Origin of the sequence: Streptomyces sp. NPDC051561 (assembly GCF_044454195.1) — a bacterium.
In the GTDB taxonomy this organism is placed as follows: domain Bacteria; phylum Actinomycetota; class Actinomycetes; order Streptomycetales; family Streptomycetaceae; genus Streptomyces.
In genome coordinates, this window is record NZ_JBITDM010000020.1 from 47,413 (window position 1) to 72,063 (window position 24,651).

20 protein-coding genes, 1 tRNA gene and 1 pseudogene are annotated in these 24,651 nt (G+C 71.6%); 11 read left to right on the forward strand and 11 right to left on the reverse strand.

Annotation, left to right across the window (positions count from 1 at the left end; genetic code table 11):
* Window positions 1-67: 67 nt before the first annotated feature.
* The 3 genes from ACIA73_RS32225 to ACIA73_RS32235 form a co-directional block, all read right to left on the reverse strand.
* Window positions 68-955, reverse strand: coding sequence for a cellulose-binding protein (locus ACIA73_RS32225; RefSeq protein ID WP_399442417.1), 888 nt, complete (start codon window positions 953-955; stop codon window positions 68-70).
* Window positions 956-1,239: 284 nt separating this feature from the next.
* On the reverse strand, window positions 1,240-4,056 hold the full coding sequence (locus ACIA73_RS32230) for an SUKH-4 family immunity protein (RefSeq protein WP_399442418.1): 2,817 nt from the start codon (window positions 4,054-4,056) through the stop codon (window positions 1,240-1,242).
* A 7-nt stretch (window positions 4,057-4,063) separates the two neighbouring features.
* Window positions 4,064-5,047 (reverse strand): SMI1/KNR4 family protein, encoded by a 984-nt coding sequence (locus ACIA73_RS32235; RefSeq protein WP_399442419.1) that lies wholly within the window; start codon window positions 5,045-5,047, stop codon window positions 4,064-4,066.
* 706 nt (window positions 5,048-5,753) lie between these two features.
* On the opposite strand from ACIA73_RS32235, the pseudogene ACIA73_RS32240 reads away from it, so the two are divergent.
* The 8 genes and pseudogenes from ACIA73_RS32240 to pth all read left to right on the forward strand — a co-directional run.
* Window positions 5,754-6,242, forward strand: a pseudogene (locus ACIA73_RS32240) (YwqJ-related putative deaminase); the annotation flags it as partial.
* Between the two features lie 10 nt (window positions 6,243-6,252).
* The gene (locus ACIA73_RS32245) at window positions 6,253-6,771 is read left to right on the forward strand and encodes an SUKH-3 domain-containing protein (protein ID WP_399442420.1); all 519 of its coding nucleotides are present in this window, start codon (window positions 6,253-6,255) and stop codon (window positions 6,769-6,771) included.
* A gap of 108 nt (window positions 6,772-6,879) precedes the next feature.
* On the forward strand, window positions 6,880-8,217 hold the full coding sequence (locus ACIA73_RS32250) for a sensor histidine kinase (protein WP_399442421.1): 1,338 nt from the start codon (window positions 6,880-6,882) through the stop codon (window positions 8,215-8,217).
* 99 nt (window positions 8,218-8,316) lie between these two features.
* Window positions 8,317-8,388 (forward strand) — tRNA-Gln (locus ACIA73_RS32255).
* Window positions 8,389-8,500: 112 nt separating this feature from the next.
* Window positions 8,501-9,949: a bifunctional UDP-N-acetylglucosamine diphosphorylase/glucosamine-1-phosphate N-acetyltransferase GlmU gene (glmU, locus tag ACIA73_RS32260; protein WP_399442422.1), complete on the forward strand. Its 1,449-nt coding sequence runs from the start codon at window positions 8,501-8,503 to the stop codon at window positions 9,947-9,949.
* A gap of 124 nt (window positions 9,950-10,073) precedes the next feature.
* Entirely contained in the window at window positions 10,074-11,051 is a 978-nt protein-coding gene (locus tag ACIA73_RS32265; protein ID WP_399442423.1) for a ribose-phosphate diphosphokinase, read from the forward strand.
* A gap of 288 nt (window positions 11,052-11,339) precedes the next feature.
* Window positions 11,340-11,924, forward strand: a complete 585-nt coding sequence (locus ACIA73_RS32270; RefSeq protein WP_399442424.1) for a 50S ribosomal protein L25/general stress protein Ctc — start codon at window positions 11,340-11,342, stop codon at window positions 11,922-11,924.
* Window positions 11,925-12,044: 120 nt separating this feature from the next.
* Complete coding sequence (gene pth / locus ACIA73_RS32275) at window positions 12,045-12,665, forward strand: aminoacyl-tRNA hydrolase (protein ID WP_399442425.1); 621 nt, start codon at window positions 12,045-12,047, stop codon at window positions 12,663-12,665.
* Between the two features lie 196 nt (window positions 12,666-12,861).
* On the opposite strand, the gene ppc is transcribed toward pth, so the two are convergent.
* Window positions 12,862-15,594, reverse strand: coding sequence for a phosphoenolpyruvate carboxylase (gene ppc / locus ACIA73_RS32280; protein WP_399442426.1), 2,733 nt, complete (start codon window positions 15,592-15,594; stop codon window positions 12,862-12,864).
* A 201-nt stretch (window positions 15,595-15,795) separates the two neighbouring features.
* Between ppc and ACIA73_RS32285 the strand changes: the two genes are divergently transcribed.
* Both ACIA73_RS32285 and ACIA73_RS32290 read left to right on the forward strand, forming a co-directional pair.
* The gene (locus tag ACIA73_RS32285) at window positions 15,796-16,803 is read left to right on the forward strand and encodes an acyl-CoA desaturase (protein ID WP_399442427.1); all 1,008 of its coding nucleotides are present in this window, start codon (window positions 15,796-15,798) and stop codon (window positions 16,801-16,803) included.
* Window positions 16,800-17,507, forward strand: a complete 708-nt coding sequence (locus ACIA73_RS32290; protein ID WP_399442428.1) for a TetR family transcriptional regulator — start codon at window positions 16,800-16,802, stop codon at window positions 17,505-17,507. Before ACIA73_RS32285 ends, ACIA73_RS32290 begins: the two co-directional genes overlap by 4 nt.
* 79 nt (window positions 17,508-17,586) lie before the next feature.
* Here the strand turns inward: ACIA73_RS32290 and ACIA73_RS32295 are convergent, their stop codons facing one another.
* From ACIA73_RS32295 to ACIA73_RS32305, 3 genes are all read right to left on the reverse strand, one after another.
* Complete coding sequence (locus ACIA73_RS32295; RefSeq protein ID WP_399442429.1) at window positions 17,587-18,261, reverse strand: DUF4386 domain-containing protein; 675 nt, start codon at window positions 18,259-18,261, stop codon at window positions 17,587-17,589.
* Between the two features lie 222 nt (window positions 18,262-18,483).
* Complete coding sequence (locus ACIA73_RS32300) at window positions 18,484-18,855, reverse strand: VOC family protein (RefSeq protein WP_399442430.1); 372 nt, start codon at window positions 18,853-18,855, stop codon at window positions 18,484-18,486.
* Window positions 18,852-19,673 carry a trans-aconitate 2-methyltransferase gene (locus ACIA73_RS32305; protein WP_399442431.1) on the reverse strand — a complete coding sequence of 274 codons (822 nt, stop codon included), beginning with the start codon at window positions 19,671-19,673 and terminating at the stop codon, window positions 18,852-18,854. The genes ACIA73_RS32300 and ACIA73_RS32305 overlap by 4 nt, the downstream gene beginning before the upstream one ends.
* A gap of 119 nt (window positions 19,674-19,792) precedes the next feature.
* On the opposite strand from ACIA73_RS32305, the gene tamR reads away from it, so the two are divergent.
* Entirely contained in the window at window positions 19,793-20,296 is a 504-nt protein-coding gene (gene tamR / locus ACIA73_RS32310; RefSeq protein WP_399442432.1) for a MarR family transcriptional regulator TamR, read from the forward strand.
* Here the strand turns inward: tamR and ACIA73_RS32315 are convergent.
* The 4 genes from ACIA73_RS32315 to galT form a co-directional block, all read right to left on the reverse strand.
* Complete coding sequence (locus tag ACIA73_RS32315; RefSeq protein ID WP_399442506.1) at window positions 20,249-21,046, reverse strand: LuxR C-terminal-related transcriptional regulator; 798 nt, start codon at window positions 21,044-21,046, stop codon at window positions 20,249-20,251. The two genes, tamR and ACIA73_RS32315, sit on opposite strands and share 48 nt — an antisense overlap.
* 338 nt (window positions 21,047-21,384) lie before the next feature.
* Window positions 21,385-22,578 carry a galactokinase gene (galK, locus tag ACIA73_RS32320; RefSeq protein WP_399442507.1) on the reverse strand — a complete coding sequence of 398 codons (1,194 nt, stop codon included), beginning with the start codon at window positions 22,576-22,578 and terminating at the stop codon, window positions 21,385-21,387.
* 12 nt (window positions 22,579-22,590) lie between these two features.
* A complete protein-coding gene (gene galE / locus ACIA73_RS32325) occupies window positions 22,591-23,589 on the reverse strand; it encodes a UDP-glucose 4-epimerase GalE (protein WP_399442434.1) in 999 nt (332 codons plus the stop codon).
* The gene (gene galT, locus ACIA73_RS32330; protein ID WP_399442435.1) at window positions 23,586-24,635 is read right to left on the reverse strand and encodes a galactose-1-phosphate uridylyltransferase; all 1,050 of its coding nucleotides are present in this window, start codon (window positions 24,633-24,635) and stop codon (window positions 23,586-23,588) included. Before galT ends, galE begins: the two co-directional genes overlap by 4 nt.
* Window positions 24,636-24,651: the final 16 nt, after the last annotated feature.

Genomic DNA, 24,651 nt, shown 5'->3' on the forward strand with positions numbered 1-24,651 from the left:
CGCGACGAGGTGGCGGCCCCGCCGCCCAAGCGGGAGAGGCATAGCGAGGGGGCGAGCGCCCGCCCCCTTACCCCTCCGCCGTCGCCCTTCCCGTCAAGGTGGACAGGCTGTTGCGGACGTGCGTCATGTGGGCCTGCATCTCGTCGCGGGTTTCTGTGTGTTCGCGGAGGATTCGGTCGGTTTCACGGAGCGTGCGTTCCTCGGTGACGCGGGCCTCCGCGATCAGCTCCGTGGCACGGGCCTCCGCATCCTCCTGGCGGTGGCGGGCCTCCTCCTCGGCCTCGGAGAGGGACTTCTTGGTGGCGGCGACGAGGCCCTCCGCCCGTACCGTCAGCGCCGCGAAGTGTGCGTCGGCCGCCGCCTCCGCCTCGGCGATCTCCCGCTCGGCCGCCTCCCACCGCTCGGCCTGCTCCTGCTGGAGATCGGCGAGGATGCCGTCGGCGTGCCGGCGCATCTCCTTGAGCGCCGCCGTCGCCTCGTCCCGCCACTGCTTGGCGTCCGCGCGCGCCCCTGCCCGGGTCCCGTCCGCCGTCGCCCGCGAGGTTTCCAGTACCCCGGCGGCCCACTCCTCCGCCTCACCAAGCCGCGCCCCGGACGCCGTCCGTGCCGACTCCCGTACCGCACTCGCGGCAGCGTCGGCGGCCTCCCGTACCGAAGCCGCCTCCTCCTCGGCGGACTCCCGCAGCTCCTGCGACTCCTCCTCCGCCAGCGCCAGCAGCGACCGGGCCCGCTCGCCCAGCGACTCGTACGTCTGCGGCGGCAGCTGCTCCACCCGCTCGCGCAGTTCCTCCGCCGCCGCCTCCATCTCCTTGGCGAGGACGGTCAGCCTGGCGGCTCGCTCCCACGCCTGGTCGCGGTCCAGGGACAGTCCGGCGATCCGGTGGTCCACCTGTTCGGGGCGGTAGGCGCGGCCGCGCACCGTGGTGAAGCCGTGGGGTGACGTCGATGCACTCATCCTGTTTTCCCCTTACTCCGGTCTTCGGAAGAACTCCGGCACATCCTGATGTATCGGACTCCAGTGTCCATAACGCGACACTCCACCGGGCAGGCGCCCCCGCCGAGGCGGGCCGCAGTCACGCAGCGGCAGCCGGGAGTCACGTACGGGGAGGCGGTGCGGGGAGGCAGGGGTCACGCACGGGCAGGCGGGAGTCGCGCACCGCCGGGCACGCAGAGGGCCGGGGCGGCGACCCCGTTCACGGATCGCGCGCCCCGGCCTCGTACCGGCAGATCACCCAGCCTCTACAGCAGGCCGTCCCACATCTGCTCCAGCAGCACCGACCACCAGCTCTCCGGCGACGCCAGCGCCGCCGGGTCGAGGCCGGCCAGCTGGGCCTGGAAGTCGACGGTCCAGCGGCCCGCCTGCTCCGGGTTGAGCCCGTACCTCAGTCGCCACATCCGCCCCAGCAGGGCCAACGACCGGACGAATTCCGGCAGTCCGCTGTTCACGAACTGCGGCGGCACCGGCTGCCCGCCAGGACCTGCCTCCACCGGCACCGCGACGATGTTCGCCGTGCCGTACTGGACGCAGATCGCCCGGCCGAAGTCCGAACCCATCACGAGGTACGAGCCCGCGTCCGAAGCCGGCTGCACCCCGCGCTGCTGCGCGAGCTCCGCGAGCGTCGGCACCGGCTGGCCCGGCACCGCCTGCGCCCAGAAGAACGGGCCGAAGTCGACCGGCAGACCGGCCCACATCAGCGTCACCGCGACCGCCTCGGGCACACCCTGGCGCGACACCGCCTGCTGATCGAAGCGGAATACCGCCTGCGGCCCGAACGCCGAGACCAGCTCGTGCGCGACACCCTCCGGCGGAACCGGCGGGATCTGCATCGGCGGGTTCGGCAGCGGCGCCCGCACCGGCGCCGGACGAGCGGGCCCGTCCGCCACCTGGTGCAGCTCGCCCTGGTGGGTGAGCAGGTGCTGCATGCCCTGCTGGCGCGAGGCGTGATCGGTGCCGTACGGCGCGACGCTGGTGATCCGCACCTGCGGCCAGGTCTCCCGGATCATCCGTGCGCAGTAGCCGCCGGGCAGTTCGCAGGACCCCAACTCGGTGTGCAGTTCGAGCACTTGCTGCGGCGGCACCTGCATCGCCCGCAACTCGTGCAGCATCTGCCACTCCGGGTGCGGGGCACCGGGCGCCGAGCGGCGGATCAACTGCTGCTCGGAACCGTCCTGCGCGCGGTAGCGCAGCACGGCCTGATAGCCGGGCCCGACAGTCGGCAGCCCGGACGGCTGCTGCGGCGGATAGCCGTACGCCGGGGGCTGCTGATGCACCTGGTGCGGCTGGGGCGGCGGCATGTTCGCCGGTGGCGCCTGCTGCGCGTGCGGCGGGGGCATGTGCGGCGGCGGTGCCTGCTGGGCGTGCGGCGGCGGTACGGCGCCGGGCGCACCCGGCATCCCGGGCGGACCGGGGGGCTGCGGAGCCCCACCGGGGATGCCCTGGCCACCATGGCTCGGCGGCGCGAACATCGTCGCGGCGTGGTGAGCTCCCCCAGCGCCGGGCGGGGTCGCACCGGCACCGGGAGCACCGGGCGGACCGGGAGGCTGCGGAGCACCGGGTACGCCCTGACCGCCGTGGCTCGGCGGGGACAACATCGTCGCCGCGTGGTGCACCCCACCGCCGGGGGGCGGGGTCGCACCGGGAGCACCGGGTGCCCCAGGCGCACCGGGAGGACCGGGAGGCTGCGGAGCCCCCGGCACGCCCTGACCGCCGTGGCTCGGCGGGGACAGCATCGTCGCGGCGTGGTGGACTCCCCCACCCGGAGGCGGGGTTGCCCCCGGACCGGCAGGAGCACCGGGCGCACCGGGCGGCCCCGGAGGCTGCGGTGCACCCGGCCCACCGGGTGCACCCTCATTGCCGAGGTGCGGAACCATCGCCGTGGGTACGTAGCCTCCGGCGGGCGCGCCCGGGGCTCCCGGCGACGGTGTGCCCACTCCGTGCCGGGCACCCGGCGTACCGGGGGCACCGGGCGGCGGCGGAGTGGTCGAGCCACCGCCGCGGCGGGCGCCGGGCGGCAGGGTGGCCTTGCTGGTCGCGGCGTCGGCGATGTCCTCGGCACCCTCGGAGAGCCCGGGCCGACGCGCGGCACCGGAGGCCCCGGGGGCACCCGGAGCACCGGGAGCCGCAGGAGCACCCGGGGTCACAGGAGCACCGGGGGCACCGGCGCCCGACAGGCCTTGAGCACCGGAACCCGGCAACGGCTGCGGCGCCGACGGATCCGGCAGGGCGGGTGACACGGCCGTGCTCGGCAGCCGGCTGCCCCCCTGGATCAGCGAGGTCTTGGCCTCCGGGCCGACCCCGGGCGGCGGAGTGTCGTCGTCGTCCGTGCCGACCAGCGGCGGCGCGAACATGGTGGCGGGCAGCGGAACGCCGCCCGCGTCACCGGAGTTGGTGTCCGTACCGGCCCACGGAGTGCCGCCGGCGGGCGGCGGCCCTCCCGGACCCGACCCGGAACCGGGAGCAGAGGCGGACGCGGCGGCCGGTACGCCGTCGGACGCCGTCGGCTCGTAGTCGGCGGAGGCACTGCCCCCCGCGGTCGGCCACGACGTACCACCGGAACCGGAACCGGAACCAGAACCCGAGCCGGACGCCGACCCGGGCCCCGAACCAGACACAGCCCCAGCAGCTCCAGCGACGGAAGGACCGGAAGCACCGGCCCCGGAGCCCCCCTCCCGCCGGTCCGGAATCCCCATCTTGTCCGCCGCCTCCTGCAACCACTCCGGCGGCGTCAGCAGGAACGACGTCTGCTGGAGGTCAACCCGTTGCGGCGGCGCGGGGGCGGGCTCGGCCTCGCCGGGAGTCGTGGCGTACTCCTCCTCGTACCGGCGGATCACCTCACCGACCGGCATTTCCGGCCACAGGGTGGCCTCCCCGCTGTCGCGGGCGATGACCAGGCGCTGTCGGCCACCGTCGGAGACCGGACCGTTCTCCCGGTCCTCGGCCCACACCACGAACCCGAGGTCGAACTCCCGCACCCGCACCTCCCGGTGCTGGTAGGCGGGCACATCTCCGTTGACCCACTCGTCCGCACGTTCCTGAGCCTGCGCGAAAGTCACCATCGGACATTCACCCCTCGTCCGAGCTTGCGACGGCGCGCGCGAAGCCGCCGTCCACCATCAGATCCGCGACCGTCTGCAGCTCCGGCGGGCTGCCCGCCAGCCGCTGCAGGAAGTCGTCGAAGTCGTCGCCGCAGGGCAGCAACAGCCGCTCCACGCGCTCCTGCACCGACCAGCCGTCCTGGTCGCGTGCGTCGTCGTACGCGCAGAACCACACCGAACCGGTCTGCTCGCCGCGCACCTTCACGGCCAGGATCCCGCCCTGGACGAAGGTGACGCCGAGGTAGTCCTTGGTGAGATGGTCACGCAAACACTTGTTGATGTAGACGAGATCGTTGATCCCGGCCTCGTCGCGCACCGTGAAGAACGGCTGGTCGACCAGCAGTCCCAGCTCCGGGTCGAGCGCGGCCCCGACGGGCGCGCACCCGCCGGCCGCCTTCAGGAAGGACCGGTAGGCGCCGGGCAGCCGGTACCCCAGGTCCTCCTCGACACCCAGCACCTGACTCTCCGAGACGGCCACGGTCCCCTTCGGCAGCCCGAAGTGGACGGGGCGGGTCTCCTGGAGCGGACGCGTGCCCCGCTTGTCCTGGTCCACGGCCGTCGTCGCGAGCCCGCCGTGGTGGCGCAAAAGCGCCTTCACCTCAACGGGTACGAGTTCCATGCGACGGGTGTACGGCACGTGGTGCCAGGTCCAGCCGTGCGGGGTGGCCACCGGGTCGAGGGTCTCCCACAGCTCGTGACCCTCGGCGTGCAGCGCGGCGTTGGCCGACACGTAGTCGGTCAGCCGCAGCTCGTCGACGCCGAAGCCCTCGGGGGGTTCGGCGATCTCGGCGGCGGCGCGCGCGTACGGCGCGAAGAGCGGGTAGCCGTCACCGTCCACCCGCACACCCTGGGGGTGGCGGGCGGCCCGGACCGGGTCCGGGAAGTTCACGTGCTGCCCGGCGTAGGCCGCGTTCGGTGGCGCGGCCTGTTGCCCGAGCCGACCTGTCGTCATGGCTGTTGCCCCCTGCTGCGTCTGGCTGATTCACCACAGCCTATGCGGTGGTGCAACAGGGGGTCCTGCCCCTTCACGGCCGCCCCGACGCCTCGGGCACCGGCCCGTAACGGGCGGTCCACCAGCGGTCGACGGGGGGTCACCCGTACCTGCCCCAGCACCCCTCCCACACGTCACCCGCACCCCGGTCGCACGGCACCCGCACCCCGCCCGCCATCCGCCCACTTGCGGGGGACGCGCCCGAACCAGTGCCCCAGCTTCCCCACTACCGGGCACATTTGGCAGGCTGTCCCCCGCAACTCGGGGGATTGCAGGGAGGGAACGCACCACCATGCACACTGCACAAACAACAGGAAAACCGCCCGCACTGACGTCAATGCGGACAACGGGGACGACGAACATCACAGGAGCGGCGGGAGTCACGGGTACACCAGCGGGCGCGGCAACGGGCTCAACGACGGGCACGGCAGCGGGATCAGCGACGGCGACGCCAGGACCGGCGGACCGCCGACCGACCGCATCCACCACAGGCAGCGCCTCCACAGACCCCGCCGGGCCGGGCCCGGTCGCGGGCACAGGCACAGGCACAGGCACAGGCACAGGCACAGGCACAGGCACAGGCACAGGCACAGCCGCAGGTTCGGGGACGAGCACGGGCTCCGGCCCGGCCCCAGCGGGAACGGCCCCGGGCGCATCTCCAGCACCCACCCCCGGCGACCCCCGCCTCAGCTGGAGCAGCAGCCCCACCGAAGCCGCCCCGCCCACCCTCCGTCATCGCCGCGACGGCATACTCCCCACGGTGGCCGCCGCCCTTTCGGTGCGCGGCGCGGACACCCTGACCTGCACCGCGGGCCGGGCCGACCAGCCGCCCGCGCTGCACGCCCTGGTCCAGGACTTCCTGGACACCCTTACCAGCGGCCAGCGCACCCGGTTCACCGGCCGCTGCCCGGAGGCGATCCTGCTCTCCCGGCACATCTCCGCCGCCGAGGCCGACCGCTCCAAGCGCGCCGCCCGCAAGCCGCTCACCGCCAACGAGGCGCGGCGCTCGCTGAAGCACTCCAAACTCACCGCCCGCCGCATCCGCGAGGACGGCGACCCGCTGCACGGCAGTTACGCCCCGCCGTGCCGCTCCTGCGCACCGCTGCTCTCCCACTTCGGCGTACGCCCGGTGGATCCCACCACCGAGAAGGGCTGACCGGCTCCCTATGCCCCCCACGCACCACCAGCCCAACACCAGCACCACCCGTTTCCCGGTCGCGGTCGACGCCGCTCTGCGGGAGGCGGGCTGGCAGCCGGGGCGCTGGGACATAAGGCAGGCCGAGCACTGGGCCGACCTGCTGCGCGAGCACACCTCCCCGGCCGGGCACCGGCACGCCGTCTTCCCGGCGGCGGTCGAGGCCTGGGCCGAGTTCGGCGGCCTGCACATCAATCCGCCGGGGCACGGGCGACAGGTCGCCCCCACCCCCGTACTCCTGGACCCGCTGCACGGCCTGCACCTGGCCCGCACGCTCGCCGACCTCGGCCGGGCCCTGGGCACCGAGGTCTGTCCGCTGGGCCAGGAGATCCACGCCGCCGGTGAGGCCCACGCCACCCTCGCCATCGACGCGGGCGGCCGTATCTACAGCCTCGACCACACCGGCGACTGGTTCCTGGGCCACACCCTCGACCAGGCGCTGGCCACCCTGATCACCGGCGCCCAGCCGCACCGCCTCACCACCGCCTGAGCCCCTCCCCCGCACCTCGTGACCGCCCCGCACCCCTCCCCGGCGCCCGGCGAACCGGGTCCTTAAGTCACAGGAAAAAGGCCCGGCCCCGCCCGTAGGCTGGTCCTTATGACCGTTACGGGGGCAGACCGGATGGACGTGGACCTGACCAGTCCACGCTTCTGGTGGTGGGAGCGACGACGCAGCGTCGTTCTGGACGCGGGACTGGCAGTGGTGTCGGCCGCCGAGTGCTTGGTGGAGGGAATCAGCTTCGCGGGCGAGACCCGGCTGCCGACCGCGCTGGGCGCGCTGATCGGCCTGCTGGTGGGCTCGACCCTGCTGGTACGCCGGCGGTGGCCGATCGCCGTCGTGCTGGTGTCGCTGGCCGTCACACCGGCCGAGATGGGCTTTGTGCTGGGGCTGGTGGGGCTCTACACCCTGGCCGCCTCCGAGGTGCCCCGGCGCGTCATCACCGCGCTCGCGGGCATGTCCTTCGTCGGGACGCTGATCGTCTCGCTGGTACGGATGCGCTCGCTGGCCGGCGACAGCGACGGCGAGTTCGATCCCAGCGCGGGTTACACCGCCGTCATCTCCTTCGTCCTCGCCCTCGGCATGACCGCCCCGCCGCTCCTCCTGGGGCTGTACATAGGCGCCCGCCGCCGGCTGATGGAGAGCCTGCGCGAACGCGCGGACTCCCTGGAGCGCGAACTGTCGCTGCTCGCCGACCGGGCCGAGGAGCGGGCCGAGTGGGCCCGGACCGAAGAGCGCACCCGGATCGCCCGCGAGATGCACGACGTCGTCGCCCACCGGGTCAGCCTGATGGTGGTGCACGCCGCCGCCCTCCAGGCGGTCGCCCTCAAGGACCCCCAGAAGGCGGTCAAGAACGCGGCCCTGGTCGGCGACATGGGGCGTCAGGCCCTCACCGAACTCCGCGAGATGCTCGGCGTGCTGCGCTCCTCCGACCCCGTCACCTCCACCATGGCCCGCGAACCGGCCCCGGTTCCGCTGGCCGCGGTCGGTGCCGCCGCCGCTGCCGCCGCCGAAGCGGCCGAGGGCGGCCCGTGCCTCGACGACGTGGACACCCTGGTCGAGCAGTCCCGGGCAGCCGGGATGACCGTCGAACTCTCCGTCGACGGCGACGCGGTCCCCTGCGGAGCCCTGGTCGAGCAGACCGCGTACCGGGTCATCCAGGAAGCCCTCACCAACGTCCACAAACACGCCCCGGGCGCCAAGACCTGGGTCCGCCTCGCCCACCGCGGCACCGAGATCGCGATGCAGATCGAGAACGGCCCCTCGGACAACACCGCCACCGAACCCGGGCTGCCCAGCGGAGGAAACGGCCTGCTCGGGATGCGTGAACGGGTCCAGTCGCTGGGCGGTGTCTTCGTCGCGGGAGCCACGGATCCGGGTGGCTTCCGGGTCTCGGCGGTGCTTCCGGTAAAGGGGACGGAAGCGGAGGAGTCGTGAAAGAGGCGATCTTTACCGTCGCATCGAGGGGGCTCGGTACGGCATAGTGTTGGGTGCCCATCCGGCGGCCGGAAACAATGTCCGGATTAAGGGCAATATTCCCCCGTGGTGTAATTGGCAGCACTGTGGCTTTTGGTGCCATCTGTTCGGGTTCGAGTCCTGACGGGGGAGCTTGGCGAAATGCGGGTCCCGACCAACCGGTCGGGACCCGCCCTCGTTTCCGCCCCGTAACCCCCCGGTATCCTTCGGAAGTCCACCCCCGTAGTAGCCGAAGGGCACCACTGTGAGCGCCAATAGCCCGGCAGCCGTCGTCGTCCTCGCAGCGGGTGAGGGCACCCGCATGAAGTCGGCCACCCCGAAGGTCCTGCACGAGATCAGCGGGCGCTCGCTCGTCGGCCACGTCACCACCGCGGCACGCGAACTCGACCCGCAGGATCTGGTCGTCGTCGTCGGCCACGCCCGCGAGAAGGTCACCGCCCACCTCGGCGAGATCGACCCGGATGCCCACACCGCCGTACAGGAGCAGCAGCTCGGTACCGGTCACGCCGTACGGATGGGCCTGGAGGCCCTCGGCGGCAGCCCGTCCGGGACGGTCGTCGTGGTCTGCGGCGACACCCCCCTCCTCACCGGCGAGACGCTGACCGCGCTGGCCGCCACCCACACCGCCGACGGCAACGCCTGCACGGTGCTGACCGCCGAAGTTCCCGACTCGACCGGTTACGGGCGGATCGTGCGCGATGCCGCGACGCAGTCCGTCACCGCGATCGTCGAGCACAAGGACGCCAGCGACGAGCAGCGGGCGATCCGGGAGATCAACTCCGGTGTGTTCGCCTTCGACGGAGAGCTGCTGGCCGACGCGCTGGGCAAGGTCCGCACCGACAACAGCCAGGGCGAGGAGTACCTCACCGACGTCCTGGGCATCCTGCGCGAGGCCGGTCACCGGGTCGGCGCGTCCGTCGCCGCCGACCACCGCGAGATCCTCGGCATCAACAACCGGGTGCAGCTCGCCGAGGCCCGCCGCCTGCTCAACGCCCGCCTCCTGGAGCGCGCGATGCTCAGCGGCGTCAGCATCATCGACCCGCAGACCACCTTCATCGACGCGACGGTCACTTTCGGCCAGGACGCGATCGTGCACCCGGGCACCCAGCTGCTCGGTGCCACGCACATCGCCGCGGACGCCGAGGTCGGCCCCAACACCCGCCTGAAGGACACCACCGTCGGCATCGGCGCCCGCGTCGACAACACGGTCGCGGACTCCGCGGAGATCGGCGCCGCCGCCAACGTCGGCCCGTTCGCCTACCTGCGCCCCGGCACCAAGCTGGGCGTGAAGTCGAAGATCGGCGCGTACGTCGAGACGAAGAACGCGTCGATCGGTGAGGGCACCAAGGTCCCGCACCTCTCCTACGTCGGCGACGCGACGATCGGCGACTACTCCAACATCGGTGCCGCCAGCGTCTTCGTGAACTACGACGGCCAGACCAAGCACCACACCACGATCGGTTCGCACTGCCGCACCGGTTCGGACAACATGTTTGTGGCTCCTGTCACGGTCGGGGACGGTGCCTACACCGCTGCCGGGTCGGTCATCACCAAGGACGTACCGGCCGGTTCGCTGGCCGTGGCCCGTGGGCAGCAGCGGAATATCGAGGGTTGGGTGGCCCGCAAGCGTCCGGGCAGCGCCGCCGCCCAGGCCGCTCAGTCGGCCACCCCGAGGACCGACGGCGAAAGCTGACCGGAAACAGGTGCCCCGCGCACCACGTACCGTGTTAGGTGCACACCATTTCGGCGTGAGTGCACACCATTTCGGCTGGCTCGCAGGCTGCTGGCGGCCAGAAACACTCTGAGGAGACCGTGCTGTGACCGGGATCAAGACGACCGGCGAGAAGAAGATGATGCTCTTCTCCGGACGGGCCCACCCCGAGCTGGCCGAGGAGGTCGCACATCAGCTGGGTATCGGTGTCGTGCCGACGAAGGCCTTCGACTTCGCGAACGGTGAGATCTACGTCCGCTTCCAGGAGTCCGCTCGCGGCGCCGACTGCTTCCTGATGCAGAGCCACACGGCTCCCATCAACAAGTGGATCATGGAACAGCTCATCATGGTCGATGCGCTGAAGCGGGCCTCGGCCCGTTCCATCACGGTGATCGTGCCGTCCTACGGCTACGCCCGTCAGGACAAGAAGCACAAGGGCCGCGAGCCGATCTCGGCCCGTCTGGTCGCCGACCTGCTGCAGACCGCGGGTGCGGACCGCATCCTCACGGTCGACCTGCACACCGACCAGATCCAGGGCTTCTTCAACGGCCCGGTCGACCACCTCACCGCGCTGCCGGTCCTCGCGGACTACGTGGGCGCGAAGGTCGACCGCTCCAAGCTGACGATCGTCTCCCCGGACGCCGGCCGGGTGCGCGTCGCCGACCGCTGGTGCGACCGTCTGGACGCGCCGCTGGCCATCGTGCACAAGCGCCGTGACAAGGACGTCGCCAACAAGGTGACCGTCCACGAGGTCGTCGGTGAGGTCGAGGGCCGCGTCTGCGTCCTGGTCGACGACATGATCGACACCGGTGGCACCATCTGCGCCGCCGCCGACGCGCTGTTCGCGCACGGCGCGGAGGACGTCATCGTGACGGCCACCCACGGCATCCTGTCCGGCCCGGCCGCGGACCGTCTGAAGAACTCCAAGGTGAGCGAGTTCGTCTTCACGAACACGCTGCCGGACCCGTCCGACCTGGAGATGGACAAGATCACGGTGCTCTCGATCGCGCCGTCGATCGCCCGCGCGGTGCGCGAGGTCTTCGAGGACGGTTCGGTCACGAGCCTCTTCGAGGAGCAGTCGTAGCTCTCTGAGGCGTTACGGGGACGGGGCGGCCACCTTCGTTGAGGTGGCCGCCCCGTTTCCGTACCCACGAAGGCCCGGGGCAAGGCTGGCGCAGGGCCGCCGGTGCCTGTGGAAGATCGATTGGGCTGTCCGGGGCAGGCCCGGGTACAGTGTGCAAGTTGCTCGGCGAGGGAGGCTCAGGCCCTCCGTTATCGACGCGCTCTTCGTAGCAGGCTCCTTCAGCGGGCCGTTCGTGTGGCCGGGTGACGACCTACCCCCTTTGTTTCGCCACTTACGAGGAGCGCAATCATGGCTGAAGTCAAGATCACCGCTGAGGTCCGTACCGAGTTCGGCAAGGGCGCTGCCCGCCAGACCCGTCGTGCCAACAAGGTTCCGGCCGTCATCTACGGTCACGGCGCCGACACCGTGCACATCACGCTGCCGGGTCACGAGCTGATGATGGCGCTCAAGACCAGCAACGCCCTGCTGAACCTGGACATCGACGGCCGCAGCGAGCTCGTCATCCCCAAGGCCGTTCAGCGTGACGCCATCAAGCGCAACATCACCCACGTCGACCTCCTCGCGGTCAAGCGCGGCGAGAAGGTCACCGTCGAGGTCTCCGTGATCTCCGAGGGCGACCTGGCACCGGGCTCCAACCTCCTGGAGAACGTGCTGAACACCCTCTCGGTCGAGGCCGAGGCCACCCACATCCCCGAGTCCGTCACCGTCTCGGTGCAGGGCCTGGACGCCGGTGACTCGATCCTCGCGAAGGACGTCCCGCTGCCCGAGGGCACCACGCTGGTGACCGACGCCGACGCCGTCGTCATCCAGGTCGTCTCCGCGCAGGCCGAGGAGCCGGCCGCTGACGCCGACGCCGCGGGCACCGAGGCCTGAGCCTCGTAGCTCCACAGCTTTGCGGTGCAGCCGCCGTTCCGTGCCCGAGGGGTGCGGGGCGGCGGCTGCCGTGTGTGCGGGCCCTTTCGGTATGCCTTTCGGTATGAAGGAGAGATGCAGATGACGACCCCGAGTCCGGGTCAGGCCCCCGCGCCGGACCCTTCGACCCCCTGGCTGGTGGTGGGCCTGGGCAATCCAGGACCCGAGTACGCGGCGAACCGGCACAACGTGGGCTGGCTGGTCGCCGACCTCCTCGCCTCCCGGATCGGCGGCAAGTTCAAGTCGCACAAGGCGCGGGCGCAGGTTCTGGAGGGGCGGATCGGCCCGCCCGGTCCGTACAACCGCCGGGTGATCCTGGCGAAGCCGCTGTCGTACATGAACCTGTCGGGCGGCCCGGTGACCGCGCTGCGCGACTTCTACAAGGTGCCGACGGCGAACATCGTCGCCATCCACGACGAGCTGGACATCGACTACGGAGTGCTGCGCCTGAAGCTCGGCGGTGGCGACAACGGCCACAACGGGCTGAAGTCGATGACCAAGTCGATGGGCCCCGACTACCACCGGGTGCGCTTCGGCATCGGCCGGCCGCCGGGCCGGATGCAGGTCGCCGACTTCGTACTGAAGGACTTCTCCTCCACCGAGAAGAAGGAGCTGGACTACTTCGTGGACCGGGCGTCCGACGCGGTGGAGGCACTCGTCATCGAGGGCCTGGAACGGGCGCAGTCGACGTACAACTCGTGACGCTCGCCTCTTGTACGCCGTAGAAGGCTGTACACCGTAGGTCGCCATACGCTGTACGTCGCTTTCCGGCGTACAGCAACCTGCGGCTCGCATCGCTGTACGCCGCACAACCCCATACGCCGTACAACCCCATACACCGTAAGGGCGCCCCCCGGAGTACCGGTGGGCGCCCTTACGGCGTACAGGAGGCCGGTGATCAGCCGGTGTTGCGCAGTCCCGCCGCCACACCGTTGACCGTCAGCAGCAGGGCCCGCGAGAGCAGCGGGTCGGCGTCCTGGCCGGCCGCCGCCGCGTCGCGCTGGCGCTTGAGCAGCGCGACCTGGAGGTAGGAGATCGGGTCCAGGTAGGCGTCACGGATGGCGAAGGTCTGCTGGAGGACGGGGCTGGTGTCCAGCAGTTCCGCGCCGCCCGTGATGCGCAGGACTTCCTGCACGGTGAGCGCGTGCTCGGCCTCGATGGCGTCGAAGACGTGCTTCAGCTCGTCGGGCACCAGCGTGTCGACATAGTGACGTGCGATGCGCAGGTCGGTCTTGGCGAGCGTCATCTCCACGTTGGAGAGGAAGTTGCGGAAGAAGTGCCAGTGCTCGTGCATCTCCTCCAGGACGCTCTCCAGGCCCGCCTCGCGCAGCGCCTTGAGGCCGGAGCCGACACCGAACCAGCCGGGCACGATCTGCCGCGACTGGGTCCAGCCGAACACCCAGGGGATGGCCCGCAGGCCGTCCAGGGAGACGCCCGAGCCGGGGCGGCGGGAGGGCCGCGAGCCCAGGTGCAGGTCGGCGAGCTGGTCGACGGGGGTCGACGCGAGGAAGTACGTCGGCAGGTCCGGGTCCTCGACCAACTTGCGGTACGCGGTGTGCGCGGCCCCGGAGACCGTGTCCATCGCCGCGTCCCAGCGGGCCAGCGCCTCGTCGGACTGGCGGGGCGAGGTGTGCAGCGCGGACGCCTGGAGGGTGGCCGCGACGGTCAGCTCCAGGTTCTCCCTGGCCAGCGAAGGCACCAGGTACTTGTCCGAGATGACCTCACCCTGCTCGGTGACCTTGATCTCGCCTTCCAGCGTGCCCCACGGCTGCGCGAGGATCGCGTCGTGCGACGGGCCGCCACCGCGGCCGACCGTGCCGCCCCGGCCGTGGAACAGCCGCAGCCGCACCCCGTACCGGTGAGCGACGTCACGCAGCCGGCGCTGCGCCCGGTGGATCTCCCACTGCGACGTGGTGATGCCGCCGAACTTCGAGGAGTCCGAGTACCCGAGCATGACCTCCTGCACGTCACCGCGCAGAGAGACAAGTCGACGGTACGAGGGGTCGGCGAGCATCTCGTCGAGGATGACGTCGGCCGCACGCAGCTCGTCCGTCGTCTCCAGGAGCGGCACGATGCCGATCTTCGCCCAGCCGCCGTGCAGGTCCAGCAGACCCGCCTCACGCGCCAGCACGGCCGCCGCGAAGACGTCGTCCGCGCCCTGGCACATCGAGATGATGTACGACTCGATGACCTCGGGCCCGAAGCGCTCCAGCGCGTCCTTGACGGTCAGGAACACCCCGAGGGTCTTCTCCCCCGCCGCGTCCAGCGGCGCCGGCACCGGCGCCAGCGGACGCCGCGACCGCAGCTCCTTGGCGAGCAGCTTCTGCCGGTACTCGCGCGGCATGTCGACGTACCGCCAGGACTCCTCACCGAGCCGGTCGAAGAGCTGACCGAGCGCGTGGTGGTGGGCGTCCGCGTGCTCACGCACGTCCATCGTCGCCAGCTGGAGGCCGAAGGCGGCCAGCGTGCGGATGGTGCGGTCCATCCGGCCGTCGGCGAACAGCTCGCCGCGGTGCTCGCGCAGCGAGGTCTGGATGAGGGTGAGGTCCTCGATCAGCTGGCTGGTGCCGAGGTAGTCGCAGCCGGGCCGGTGGGCGGAGCCCGCCGCCAGACGCTCGCGGGTGTTGACCAGCTTCTGCCGGATGCAGGTGGCCTTCAGCCGGTACGGCTCCTCGGCGTTGAGCCGCTTGTAGCGGGGGCTGATCTCCGGCAGCCGCTCCAGGTCCGCCTGGAGCGACTCCAGCAGCTCCTCCGTCGCACCCGTGTAGCGGATCGAGTTCGACAGCTGGCCGCGCAGCTGGTCGACCAGCTCCAGGGCGTCGGTGATGCCGTGCTCGTGCTGGAGGATCAGTACGTCGCGGGTGACGGCCGGGGTGACGTTGGGGTTGCCGTCGCGGTCGCCGCCGATCCAGGTGCCGAAGGTCAGCGGGCGGGTGCCCGGCGGGATCTCGATGCCGACCCGCTCCAGCTCGGCGGCCAGGTCCTCCAGGACGTCGCCGACCGCGCCGGCGTGCAGCTCGTCCAGGTAGTAGATGGCGTTGCGGGCCTCGTCCGCCGGTTCCGGGCGTACGACACGCAGCTCGTCGGTCTGCCAGATCAGGTCGATGTTCTCGGCCAGCCGGCGGTCGTGGCGGCGCCGGTCGGAGGCGATGACCGGGGTTTCGAGCAGCTCGGCGATGCGCCGGAGCTTGTTCAGGACGGAGCGGCGGGCGGCCTCGGTGGGGTGCGCCGTGAAGACCGGCCGCACATTGAGGTTCTTGACCGTCTGCTGGAGGTGCTCCGGGTCGGCGTCCTTCAGCAGGTCGGCGGTGCGGGCCAGCAGCCCGCCCTCGACGGCGCGCAGCTCGCGCATCTCCCGGCCGCGGTGCACCTGCTCGGTGACGTTGGCCAGGTGGAAGTACGTGGAGAAGGCGCGCACGAGGCGCGCCGCGGTCTCCAGGTCCATGTCACCGAGGAGGTCGGCGGCGGCTTCGCCGTCGGTCCTGGTGAGGGCCCGGACCCGCTCCACCAGGTCCAGGAGCTCGGGGCCCTCCTGCCGTACGAGGGTCTCGCCGAGAAGGTCGCCGAGGCGGCGGATGTCGGCACGCAGCTCGGGGCTGGTGTTGGGGGTCGTCTGGTCGGCACTGCTCACAGGTGCGGCTCCTTGCAGTGGGATACGCGTCAGGCAGGAACTCGGACCGCGCTGTCCGACGGGGTCCAGGATATGGGTCCCCGGATCCGGGTACTCGTCGGCCTCGTACAGCGGGCCTCACCGCTGCCATACTTACGAGGCCGTAGGTTACGGAACCGTAGCCAGGTATCACCCGCATTCCTCACCCCACAGGGGACCTTCATGACCACTAGCCCCGATCTACTCAACGAACCCGCCACCCAGCGGGACGACGAGGCCACGGCCTTGGCGACCCGCGGCGGCGAGTCCAAGCGTTCCATCGAACAGATCGCGCTGCTCCTGTTCATCACCGTCCCCTTCGTGGCCCTGCTCGCGGCGATCCCGCTGGCCTGGGGCTGGGGAGTGAGCTGGCTGGACCTCGGCCTGATGGTGTTCATGTACTACCTGGGGTGCCACGGCATCACCATCGGCTTCCACCGCTACTTCACCCACGGCAGCTTCAAGGCCAAGCGCCCGCTGCGCATCGCGCTGGCCGTGATGGGGTCGATGGCCGTCGAGGGCCCGCTGGTCCGCTGGGTCGCCGACCACCGCAAGCACCACAAGTTCTCGGACGCCGACGGCGACCCGCACTCGCCGTGGCGCTTCGGTGAGGATCTGCCCTCGCTGATGAAGGGCCTGTGGTGGGCGCACATCGGCTGGATGTTCGACGAGGAGCAGACCTCGCAGGAGAAGTACGCCCCGGACCTCGTCAAGGACCCGGCGATCCGCCGCATCTCCCGCGACTTCGTCTACTGGACGATCCTCTCGCTGGCCATCCCGCCGCTGGTCGGCGGCCTGGTGACGATGTCCTGGACCGGCGCCTTCACGGCCTTCTTCTGGGGCTCCCTGGTCCGCGTCGCCCTGCTGCACCACGTCACCTGGTCCATCAACTCCATCTGCCACGCCGTCGGCAAGCGCCCCTTCAAGTCGCGCGACCGCTCGGGCAACGTCTGGTGGCTGGCGGTCCTCTCCTGTGGTGAGTCCTGGCACAACCTGCACCACGCGGACCCGACCAGCGCCCGGCACGGCGTGATGAAGGGCCAGGTCGACTCCTCGGCCCGGCTGATCCGCTGGTTCGAGCAGGCGGGCTGGGCGTACGACGTCCGCTGGCCGACCGCCTCGCGGCTGGCCTCCCGCCGGCAGACCGGCGTGACGGGCCCGCGGCAACCCGACGCAACAGAAACGGCATGATGGAGCCTGTGGCGACCGACGGCAGTAGCACTGGCAATACGACCCCGAGCACGGGCGGCAGCAAGCCCCGTCCCCCGGCGCGGCGCACCCGCCGCGTGCGGATGACGGGCGCCGAGCGCCGTGAGCAACTGCTGGACATCGGCCGCACCCTCTTCGCCGAGAAGGGCTTCGAAGGTACGTCGGTGGAGGAGATCGCCGCGAAGGCGGGCGTCTCCAAGCCGGTCGTCTACGAACACTTCGGCGGCAAGGAGGGCCTGTACGCGGTCGTCGTCGACCGGGAGATGCGCTCGCTGCTCGACATGGTGACCAGCGCCCTGACGGCCGGCCATCCCCGCGAGTTGCTTGAGCAGGCCGCGTTCGCCCTGCTCGACTACATCGAGACGTACACCGACGGTTTCCGCATCCTGGTCCGGGACTCCCCGGTCGCCCAGTCGACGGGCACCTTCGCGTCCCTCATCTCCGACATCGCCACCCAGGTCGAGGACATCCTGGGCCTGGAGTTCAAGGCGCGCGGCTTCGACCCGAAGCTGGCCCCGCTGTACGCCCAGGCGCTGGTCGGCATGGTGGCGCTGACCGGTCAGTGGTGGCTGGACGTCCGTAAGCCGAAGAAGGCCGAGGTGGCCGCCCACCTGGTGAACCTGTGCTGGCACGGCCTGGAGAACCTGGAGGCCAAACCGCGCCTGATAGGACACCGCAAGAACTGACGGACGGCTTACTCCGTGTACGGCGGCGGCCCGCACCCCTCCCAGGGGGTGCGGGCCGCCGCCGTACCGCACGTACCCCTCAGCGCTTGCGCGACAGCACCGCCGCCACCCACACCAGCCAGATCAGACCGCCGAAGCGGACCACCGGCAGTGCGTACCCGAAGACGTCGGCGACCAGGCTGAGGGTGCCGAGCATTCCGGCGGCGGCGATGACCAGGCCGACGGCGGCGAGCGGGCCCGGCAGCGGTCCCGAGAGGGCGACCGCGCCGACGAGCAGCGCGAAGGCCACCGCGTAGGTCACCCCGCCGGTCAGGAAGGACAGGTCGGCGACGGCCCGCGCCAGCGCCGGTTCGGCGTCCGCGGGCAGCCGCCCGCCGGTCCAGGCGAAGAGCGCGCTCAGGGCCAGTGCCACCGTGCCCAGCACCCCGCCCACCAGGGCCAGTGCGGCGCCCTGCGCGCTGCCCCCGAGGTCCCGCAGCCGTCGGTGCAGGGCGGGGGTGAGTACGGCGAGCGGAATGGCGGAGGCGAGCAGTAGCAGTGCCCCCACCTTGACCTTGGTGCCGTTCGCGCCGGTGTAGGTGAGGACTTCGGCGCCTGTGGCGGTGGGCTGCGGAGTGGAGCTGTTGAGGACGACGTACGCGATCGTCAGGGCGGCGAAGGCGAGGACGGGCGGCAGCAGGGCCGAGCCGCCGCTCCGCGCGCGGGAGTTGCTGCCGGAGGTGTCCGGCGGGTGATGGGCGGTCGTGGTGGACATGCGGTCTCCTCGGTCAGAACGCACGGGCGGTGGCTGGTGCCTCTGCCGTTGCGCTGTCACCGGTACGACGCAGCGAGCGGAGCCGGATGTGACACCACCGCCTGAAGCCGCGGCCCCGGTTTCCCCGGGTCCCGCTGGCCGGCGCGGTGTCCGCGCAGGTCAGCCCGTGTCCGACCGCGCCCCGGCCAAGCCGGCCCACGCCCCCGGGCCGGCCCGCCCAGGTCACCCCCCGCCGTCATTCCGCTCCATGAACTCCAGCCGGTTGCCCACCGGGTCGCTCGAACAGAACCGCCGGTGCCCCGGCAGGTCGTCGTCCCGGACGACCTCCGCACCCCGTGAAGCCAGCCGCTCCGCGTACGCCTCGATGTCCGTGACCCGCACCCCCGGATGGGCCTTCCTCGCCGCCCGGAAGTCCTCCTCGATCCCCAGGTGCAGCCGCACCCCGCCCGCCTCGAACCAGCAGCCGCCCCGCGCGGCCAGCACCGGCGGCTTGGGGATCTCCCGCATCCCGAGCACCTCGACGTAGTACGCGCGCAGCGCGCTCTCGCTCCCGGGCGGCGCCGCGAGCTGTACGTGGTCCAGGGCCGCGATCACCGGACCACCCCCACCGCGAAGATCCTCCGGAACGGGAAGACGGTCCCGCCCTCAGCCCCGGCCCCGGCCCCCGCCCCGCTCGCCGGATACGCCTCGCGCAGCAACTGCGCGTACTGGGCCGTGAAGTCCGCCGTCGCCTCCTCGTCCCCGGCCAGCGCGGTGAGCACCGGCCGCAGCGCGGTGCCCTTCACCCAGTCGAGCACCGGGTCCCGGCCGTGCAGGAGTTGGAGGTACGTGGTCTCCCAGACGTCCGCCTCGCAGCCGAGCCCGCTGAGCAGGGCCAGATAGTCGCCGGGGGTCCCGACGGCGGCGGTACGGTCGCCGACCCCGCTCAGCCGGTCGCGCCAGCGCGGGGATTCGCGCAGCGAGGCGAGCAGCGTGTGGCTGGGTGCGTCGAAGTTGCCGGGGACCTGGAAGGCGAAGGTGCCGCCCGGGGTGAGCGCTGCCAGCCAGCCGGGGATCAGCTCCGCGTGGCCGGGCACCCATTGGAGGAGCGCGTTGGAGACGATCAGGTCGTACGTCGCCGGGGGCGGCGCCCAGCTCGCGGCCTCGGCGTGGGCGAAGTCGAGGCGCTCGCCCGCGTACTGCTCGGCCTTGGCCAGCATCTCGCGGGAGTTGTCGAAGCCGGTGATGCGGGCCTCGGGCCAGCGGTCGGCGAGCAGCGTGGTGACGTTTCCTGCGCCGCAGCCGAGGTCGGCGATGCGGGCCGGAGCGGTGGCCGGGTTGATCCGGGCCAGCAGGTCCAGGAAGGGACGGGTCCGGTGGCCCTCGTGGCGGAGGTACTGGTGCGGGTCCCAGACGGGAGGGGAGGTCGTCATGGGTATCAGCATCCTCGCCCACTTATCTCGACGTCAAGAGACTCAATACAGAAACTCTCGCAATCAAGAGACTCGACCTGAAGAGACTTCACATCGACAGACCCCCTACACTGATCCCCATGGAGGACGAGGTCGACCGACTGGTCGCAGCATGGCGCCGAGAGCGCCCCGACCTCGACGTGGAGCCACTTGAGGTGCTCAGTCGGGTGTCCCGTCTGGCGCGCCATCTCGACCGGGCCCGCCGTCTCGCGTTCTCCGAACACAGTCTGGAGCCGTGGGAGTTCGACGTGCTCACCTCGCTGCGCAGGGCAGGAGCCCCGTACCAGCTCTCCCCCGGCCAGCTGCTGACGCAGACCCTGGTCACCTCGGGCACCATGACCAACCGCATCGACAGGCTCGCCAAGAAAGGCCTGGTCGAGCGGCTGCCCGACCCCAGCGACCGGCGCGGAGTCCTCGTCCGGCTGACCGACGAGGGCCGCGACCGCGCCGACCAGGCGCTGGCCGGACTGCTGGAGCAGGAGCGGGCGATCCTGGGCGAGCTGTCGCGTGCCCAGCGTGGCGAACTGGCCGGTCTGCTACGCCAGTTGACCGCCCCGTTCGACAACATCCCCGGGAACGGTTAGCTCGGCCGGACCGACCCCGGCCCGCCGCGCCAGCGCCACCGCGGCCAGCGTGGAGTGCACGCTTAGTTTCCCCAGCACGTTCTGCATATGGGTGCGGACCGTGTGCGGGGACAGGAACAGCCGCTCCGCGACCGCCTTGCGGCCCAGCCCCGCCACCATGCAGCGCAGCACTTCTCGCTCGCGCGGGGTGAGGGACTCCACCAGGCGTTCGCTCTCGGTGCGGTGCTTGCGGGCGGCGGTGAGTTCCCGCAGTACGCCGGTGAGGAGTGCGGGCGGCAGATGCGTCTCCTCCCGGAGTACGCCGCGGATGACGGCCAGCAGCCGTTGCAGCGAGCAGTCCTTGGCGACCCAGCCGGAGGCGCCGGCCTGGAGGGCGAGGGCGGCCCGGCGCGGGTCGTCCTTCTCGGCGAGCACCACGGTGCGCACCGCCCCGTGCCCGCTGCGCACCCCTGCGACCAGCGAGATCCCGTCGACCAGACCGTCCTGTTCGGCCCCGCTGTCGGGGACGGCGACCGCCACCGCGTGGTGCGTGGTGCCGCCCTGCCCCGGCAGTGCGGTGCCGAGATCGGCGTCGATGAGCATCACGTCGAACTTGCGGCCTTCCGCCGCCCCGCGCTCCAGACACCGCAGCGCCGCGGGGCCACTGCCGGCCGCCGCCACGTCCACGTCCGGTTCCGCCGCGAGGGCGGCGGCGAGGGACTCCGCGAAGATTCGGTGGTCATCCACCACCAGGACCCGGATACGAACCACTGCCTCTGACACCCCCATGGGTCGGAGGGCGGACCTACGCGGACACGACCCCCGGGACCGGGTACCTCGATCACTGCGCACGGCCGCCGCCGTGTGCTGATCAGTACCCCGCCCCGGGCGCCGTACCCGACTGTCTCGCCCCCTGATCAGCACCGGCCCCCACCGGTGCTCAAGCCTCAGAGTACGGGCGGGGGCGGTAACGGGAAGGGCTTTTGCCGAACTGTTTGGGGTCGGGGCCCGGAGTGGGCTTCCTGTGTCCGGTTGTGGCGGAAGGAGAGAGGGAATGAGCAGTTCCTGCCCTCAGGTGCTGCTTTTGCCCTCGTCAAGTGGCTCCCGTTTCAGGCCAGTTGGCGTGCTCCCGCCGACGGGGTGGCCGGGAAGACCCGCGGGGCGCGGTGGCCCTCCGCCGCGAACGCCGCCTCGATCCGGTCGCCGAGACCGGTCACCGCGGAGGCTTCCGCCAGCACGATCGCCGAGCCGCCGAAGCCGCCGCCGGTCATCCGTGCGCCGTGCACGCCAGGCGTGCGCGCCGCTGTCTCGACGACCAGGTCGAGTTCGGGGCAGGAGATGCGCAGATCGTCGCGGAGGGAGGCGTGCCCTTCGAGGAGTACGGCACCTATGGCGCGGACGTCACCCGCGTCGAGGTGCTCGGTCACCTGCCGCACCCGGTGGTTGTCGGAGACGACGTGCCGGACGTACCGGCGGATCCTCTCGTCGGTCAACTTGGCCAGGGCGTCGTCCAGTTCGGCGTGCGCGACATCGCGGAGGTGGGTGACCCCGAGCTGCCGGGCCCCTTCCTCGCAGCCCGCCCGGCGTTCCGCGTAGGCCCCGTCGCCCAGGGCGTGCTGGACGCGGGTGTCGACGACCAGCAGCGTCAGACCGTGGGCGGGCAGGTCGAAGGGGATCTGCCGCCGGGTGAGGTCGCGGGTGTCCAGGTGCAGGGCGTGGCCCGCCTCGCAGCAGGCGGACGCCGTCTGGTCCATGATTCCGCACGGCACGCCGACGAAGGCGTTCTCCGCGTACTGGCACAGCTGAGCCAGCTCCGCACGGGTGAGCGGCAGCTGGTACAGGTCGACGAGCGCCAGAGCGAGGGCCACCTCCAGCGCTGCGGACGACGACAGCCCGGCCCCGGTGGGCACGGTCGAGCGCAGGTGTACGTCCGCGCCGCCGGCCACTTCGGCGGCGTAACCCCGCTCGCGCAGCGCCCAGACGACGCCCGCGAGGTAGGTCCACCACTCGCCGGGCGCGTCCTGGGGCCTGAGGTCGGCGACCCGGAGTTCGGTGACGCCGCCACTCCTGCCGCCACCCCCGCCGTCCCCCTCACGGTCACCGGAGTGCAGTCGCAGGACGCCGTCGGTGCGGCGGGCGACAGCGACCTGCGCGGTGTGCGGGAGGGCGAGCGGCATCACGAAGCCGTCGTTGAAGTCGGTGTACTCGCCGATGAGGTTGACCCGGCCGGGGGCGGCCCAGACGCCCTCCGGCTCGCTGCCGTACAGCTCCTCGAACTCGGCGATGAGTTGAGCCACGGTCATGCCCATGCCTGTCTACTCCCCCTCGGTGCGGCTGCTGCCGCCGCTGGTGCCGTTGTTGCCGCGGTCGCGCTGGGCGAAGCGCCAGGCGTCGCCGATGATGGCCGCCAGGTCGGTGCGGGTCGGGTTCCAGCCGAGGGCGGCGGTGGCCCGGGCGGCGGAGGCGACCAGGACGGCCGGGTCGCCCGCGCGGCGGGGGGCGGCGATCTCGGGGATCGGGTGGCCGGTGACCTTGCGGGCGGTGTCGATGACCTCGCGGACGGAGAAGCCGTTGCCGTTGCCGAGGTTGAGGATCAGGTGCTTCCCGGGTTCGGCCGCGGTCACGGCGAGCAGGTGGGCCTCGGCGAGGTCGGCGACATGGATGTAGTCGCGGACACAGCTGCCGTCCGGGGTCGGATAGTCCTCGCCGTACACCGAGATCGCCTCCCGGCGGCCCTGGGTGACCTGGAGGACCAGCGGAATCAGATGCGACTCCGGGTCGTGCCGCTCGCCGCAACTGCCGTACGCTCCGGCCACGTTGAAGTACCGCAGGGACACCGCCGCCAGGCCGTGGGCCGCGCACTCGCCGGTGATCATGTGGTCGACGGCGAGCTTGGAGGCGCCGTACGGGCTGGTGGGCGCGGTCGGCAGGTCCTCGGTGAGGGGGTTGGCGGTGGGCTCCCCGTAGGTCGCCGCCGTCGAGGAGAACACCAGGCGGCGCACCCCCGTGTCGCGCATCGCGCCAAGCAGGTCCACGGTGCCGCCGACGTTGTTCCGCCAGTACTTGTCCGGGTCGATGACGGACTCGCCGACCTGCGAGAACGCGGCGAAGTGCAGCACACCGTCGTACGTCGCGTCCAGATACCGGGCCGCGTCCTGGATGCGCCCCTCGATGAAGGTGGCGCCCGCCGGGACGCCCGCACGGAACCCGGTGGAGAGGTCGTCGAGGACGGTCACCTCGTGCCCGGCCTCCAGCAGATGCGCGGTCACCACACTGCCGACGTATCCCGCGCCGCCGGTCACCAGGTACTTCACTTGACGCGTCCCACCTCTCGCAGCCGTGCTGCCGCCGCCTCGGGCGACACGTCGTTGATGAAGGCACCCATGCCGGACTCGGAGCCCGCGAGGGCCTTCAGCTTGTCCGGGGTGCGGCGGATCGTGAACAGTTCCAGGTGCAGCGCGAATTCGTCCCTGTACGCGTACCGGAAGGGCGCCTGGTGCCAGCCGGAGATGTACGGCGTCGGCGGCTGCCCCGGCCCGAAGAGCCGGTCGAAGCGGCGCAGCAGCTCCAGGTAGAGGCCCGGGAATTCGGCGCGCGCCTCCTCGTCGAGTCCGCGCAGGTCGGGGACCCGGCGGGTGGGGTAGAGGTGCACTTCGTACGGCCAGTGGGCGGCGTACGGGACGAAGGCGACCCAGTGCTCGCCCTCCAGGACGATGCGCGAGGCGTCGGCGCGTTCGCGGGCGACGACGTCGTCGAAGAGGTTGGCGCCGCCCGTCGAGTCCCGGTGGGCCTGAAGGGAGCGGAGCATCTGGGCGGTGCGGGGGGTGGTGAAGGGGTAGCCGTAGATCTGGCCGTGCGGGTGGCCGAGGGTGACGCCGATCTCGGCGCCGCGGTTCTCGAAGCAGAACACCTGCTCCACGGAGGGCAGTTGGGCCAGTTCCGCGGTGCGGTCGGTCCAGGCCTCCAGTACCAGATACGCCTGCTCCTCGGTCAGGTCGCAGAAGGCCGCGTGGTGGTCGTCGGTGAAGCAGACCACCTCGCAGCGCCCGGAGTCGCCCGCGAGGGACGGGAAGCGGTTCTCGAAGACCGCCACGTCGTAACTGCCGGCCGGGATCTCGCTCCGGTGCCCCTCGCGGGAGGGGCAGAGCGGGCAGGCGTCGGCGGGCGGCAGATAGGTGCGGTCCTGGCGGTGCGAGGCGATGGCGACATGGTCGTCGAGCAGGACGTCGTGGCGGACCTCGGAGGTGGTCACGACCGGGGCCAGCGGACGCGGGTCGTGCGCGTCGCGGACCCGGTCGTCGGCCAAGTCGTAATAGAGGAGCTCACGACCGTCGGCGAGCCGGGTCGATGTCTTCTTCACTGTCACCTCACGCACG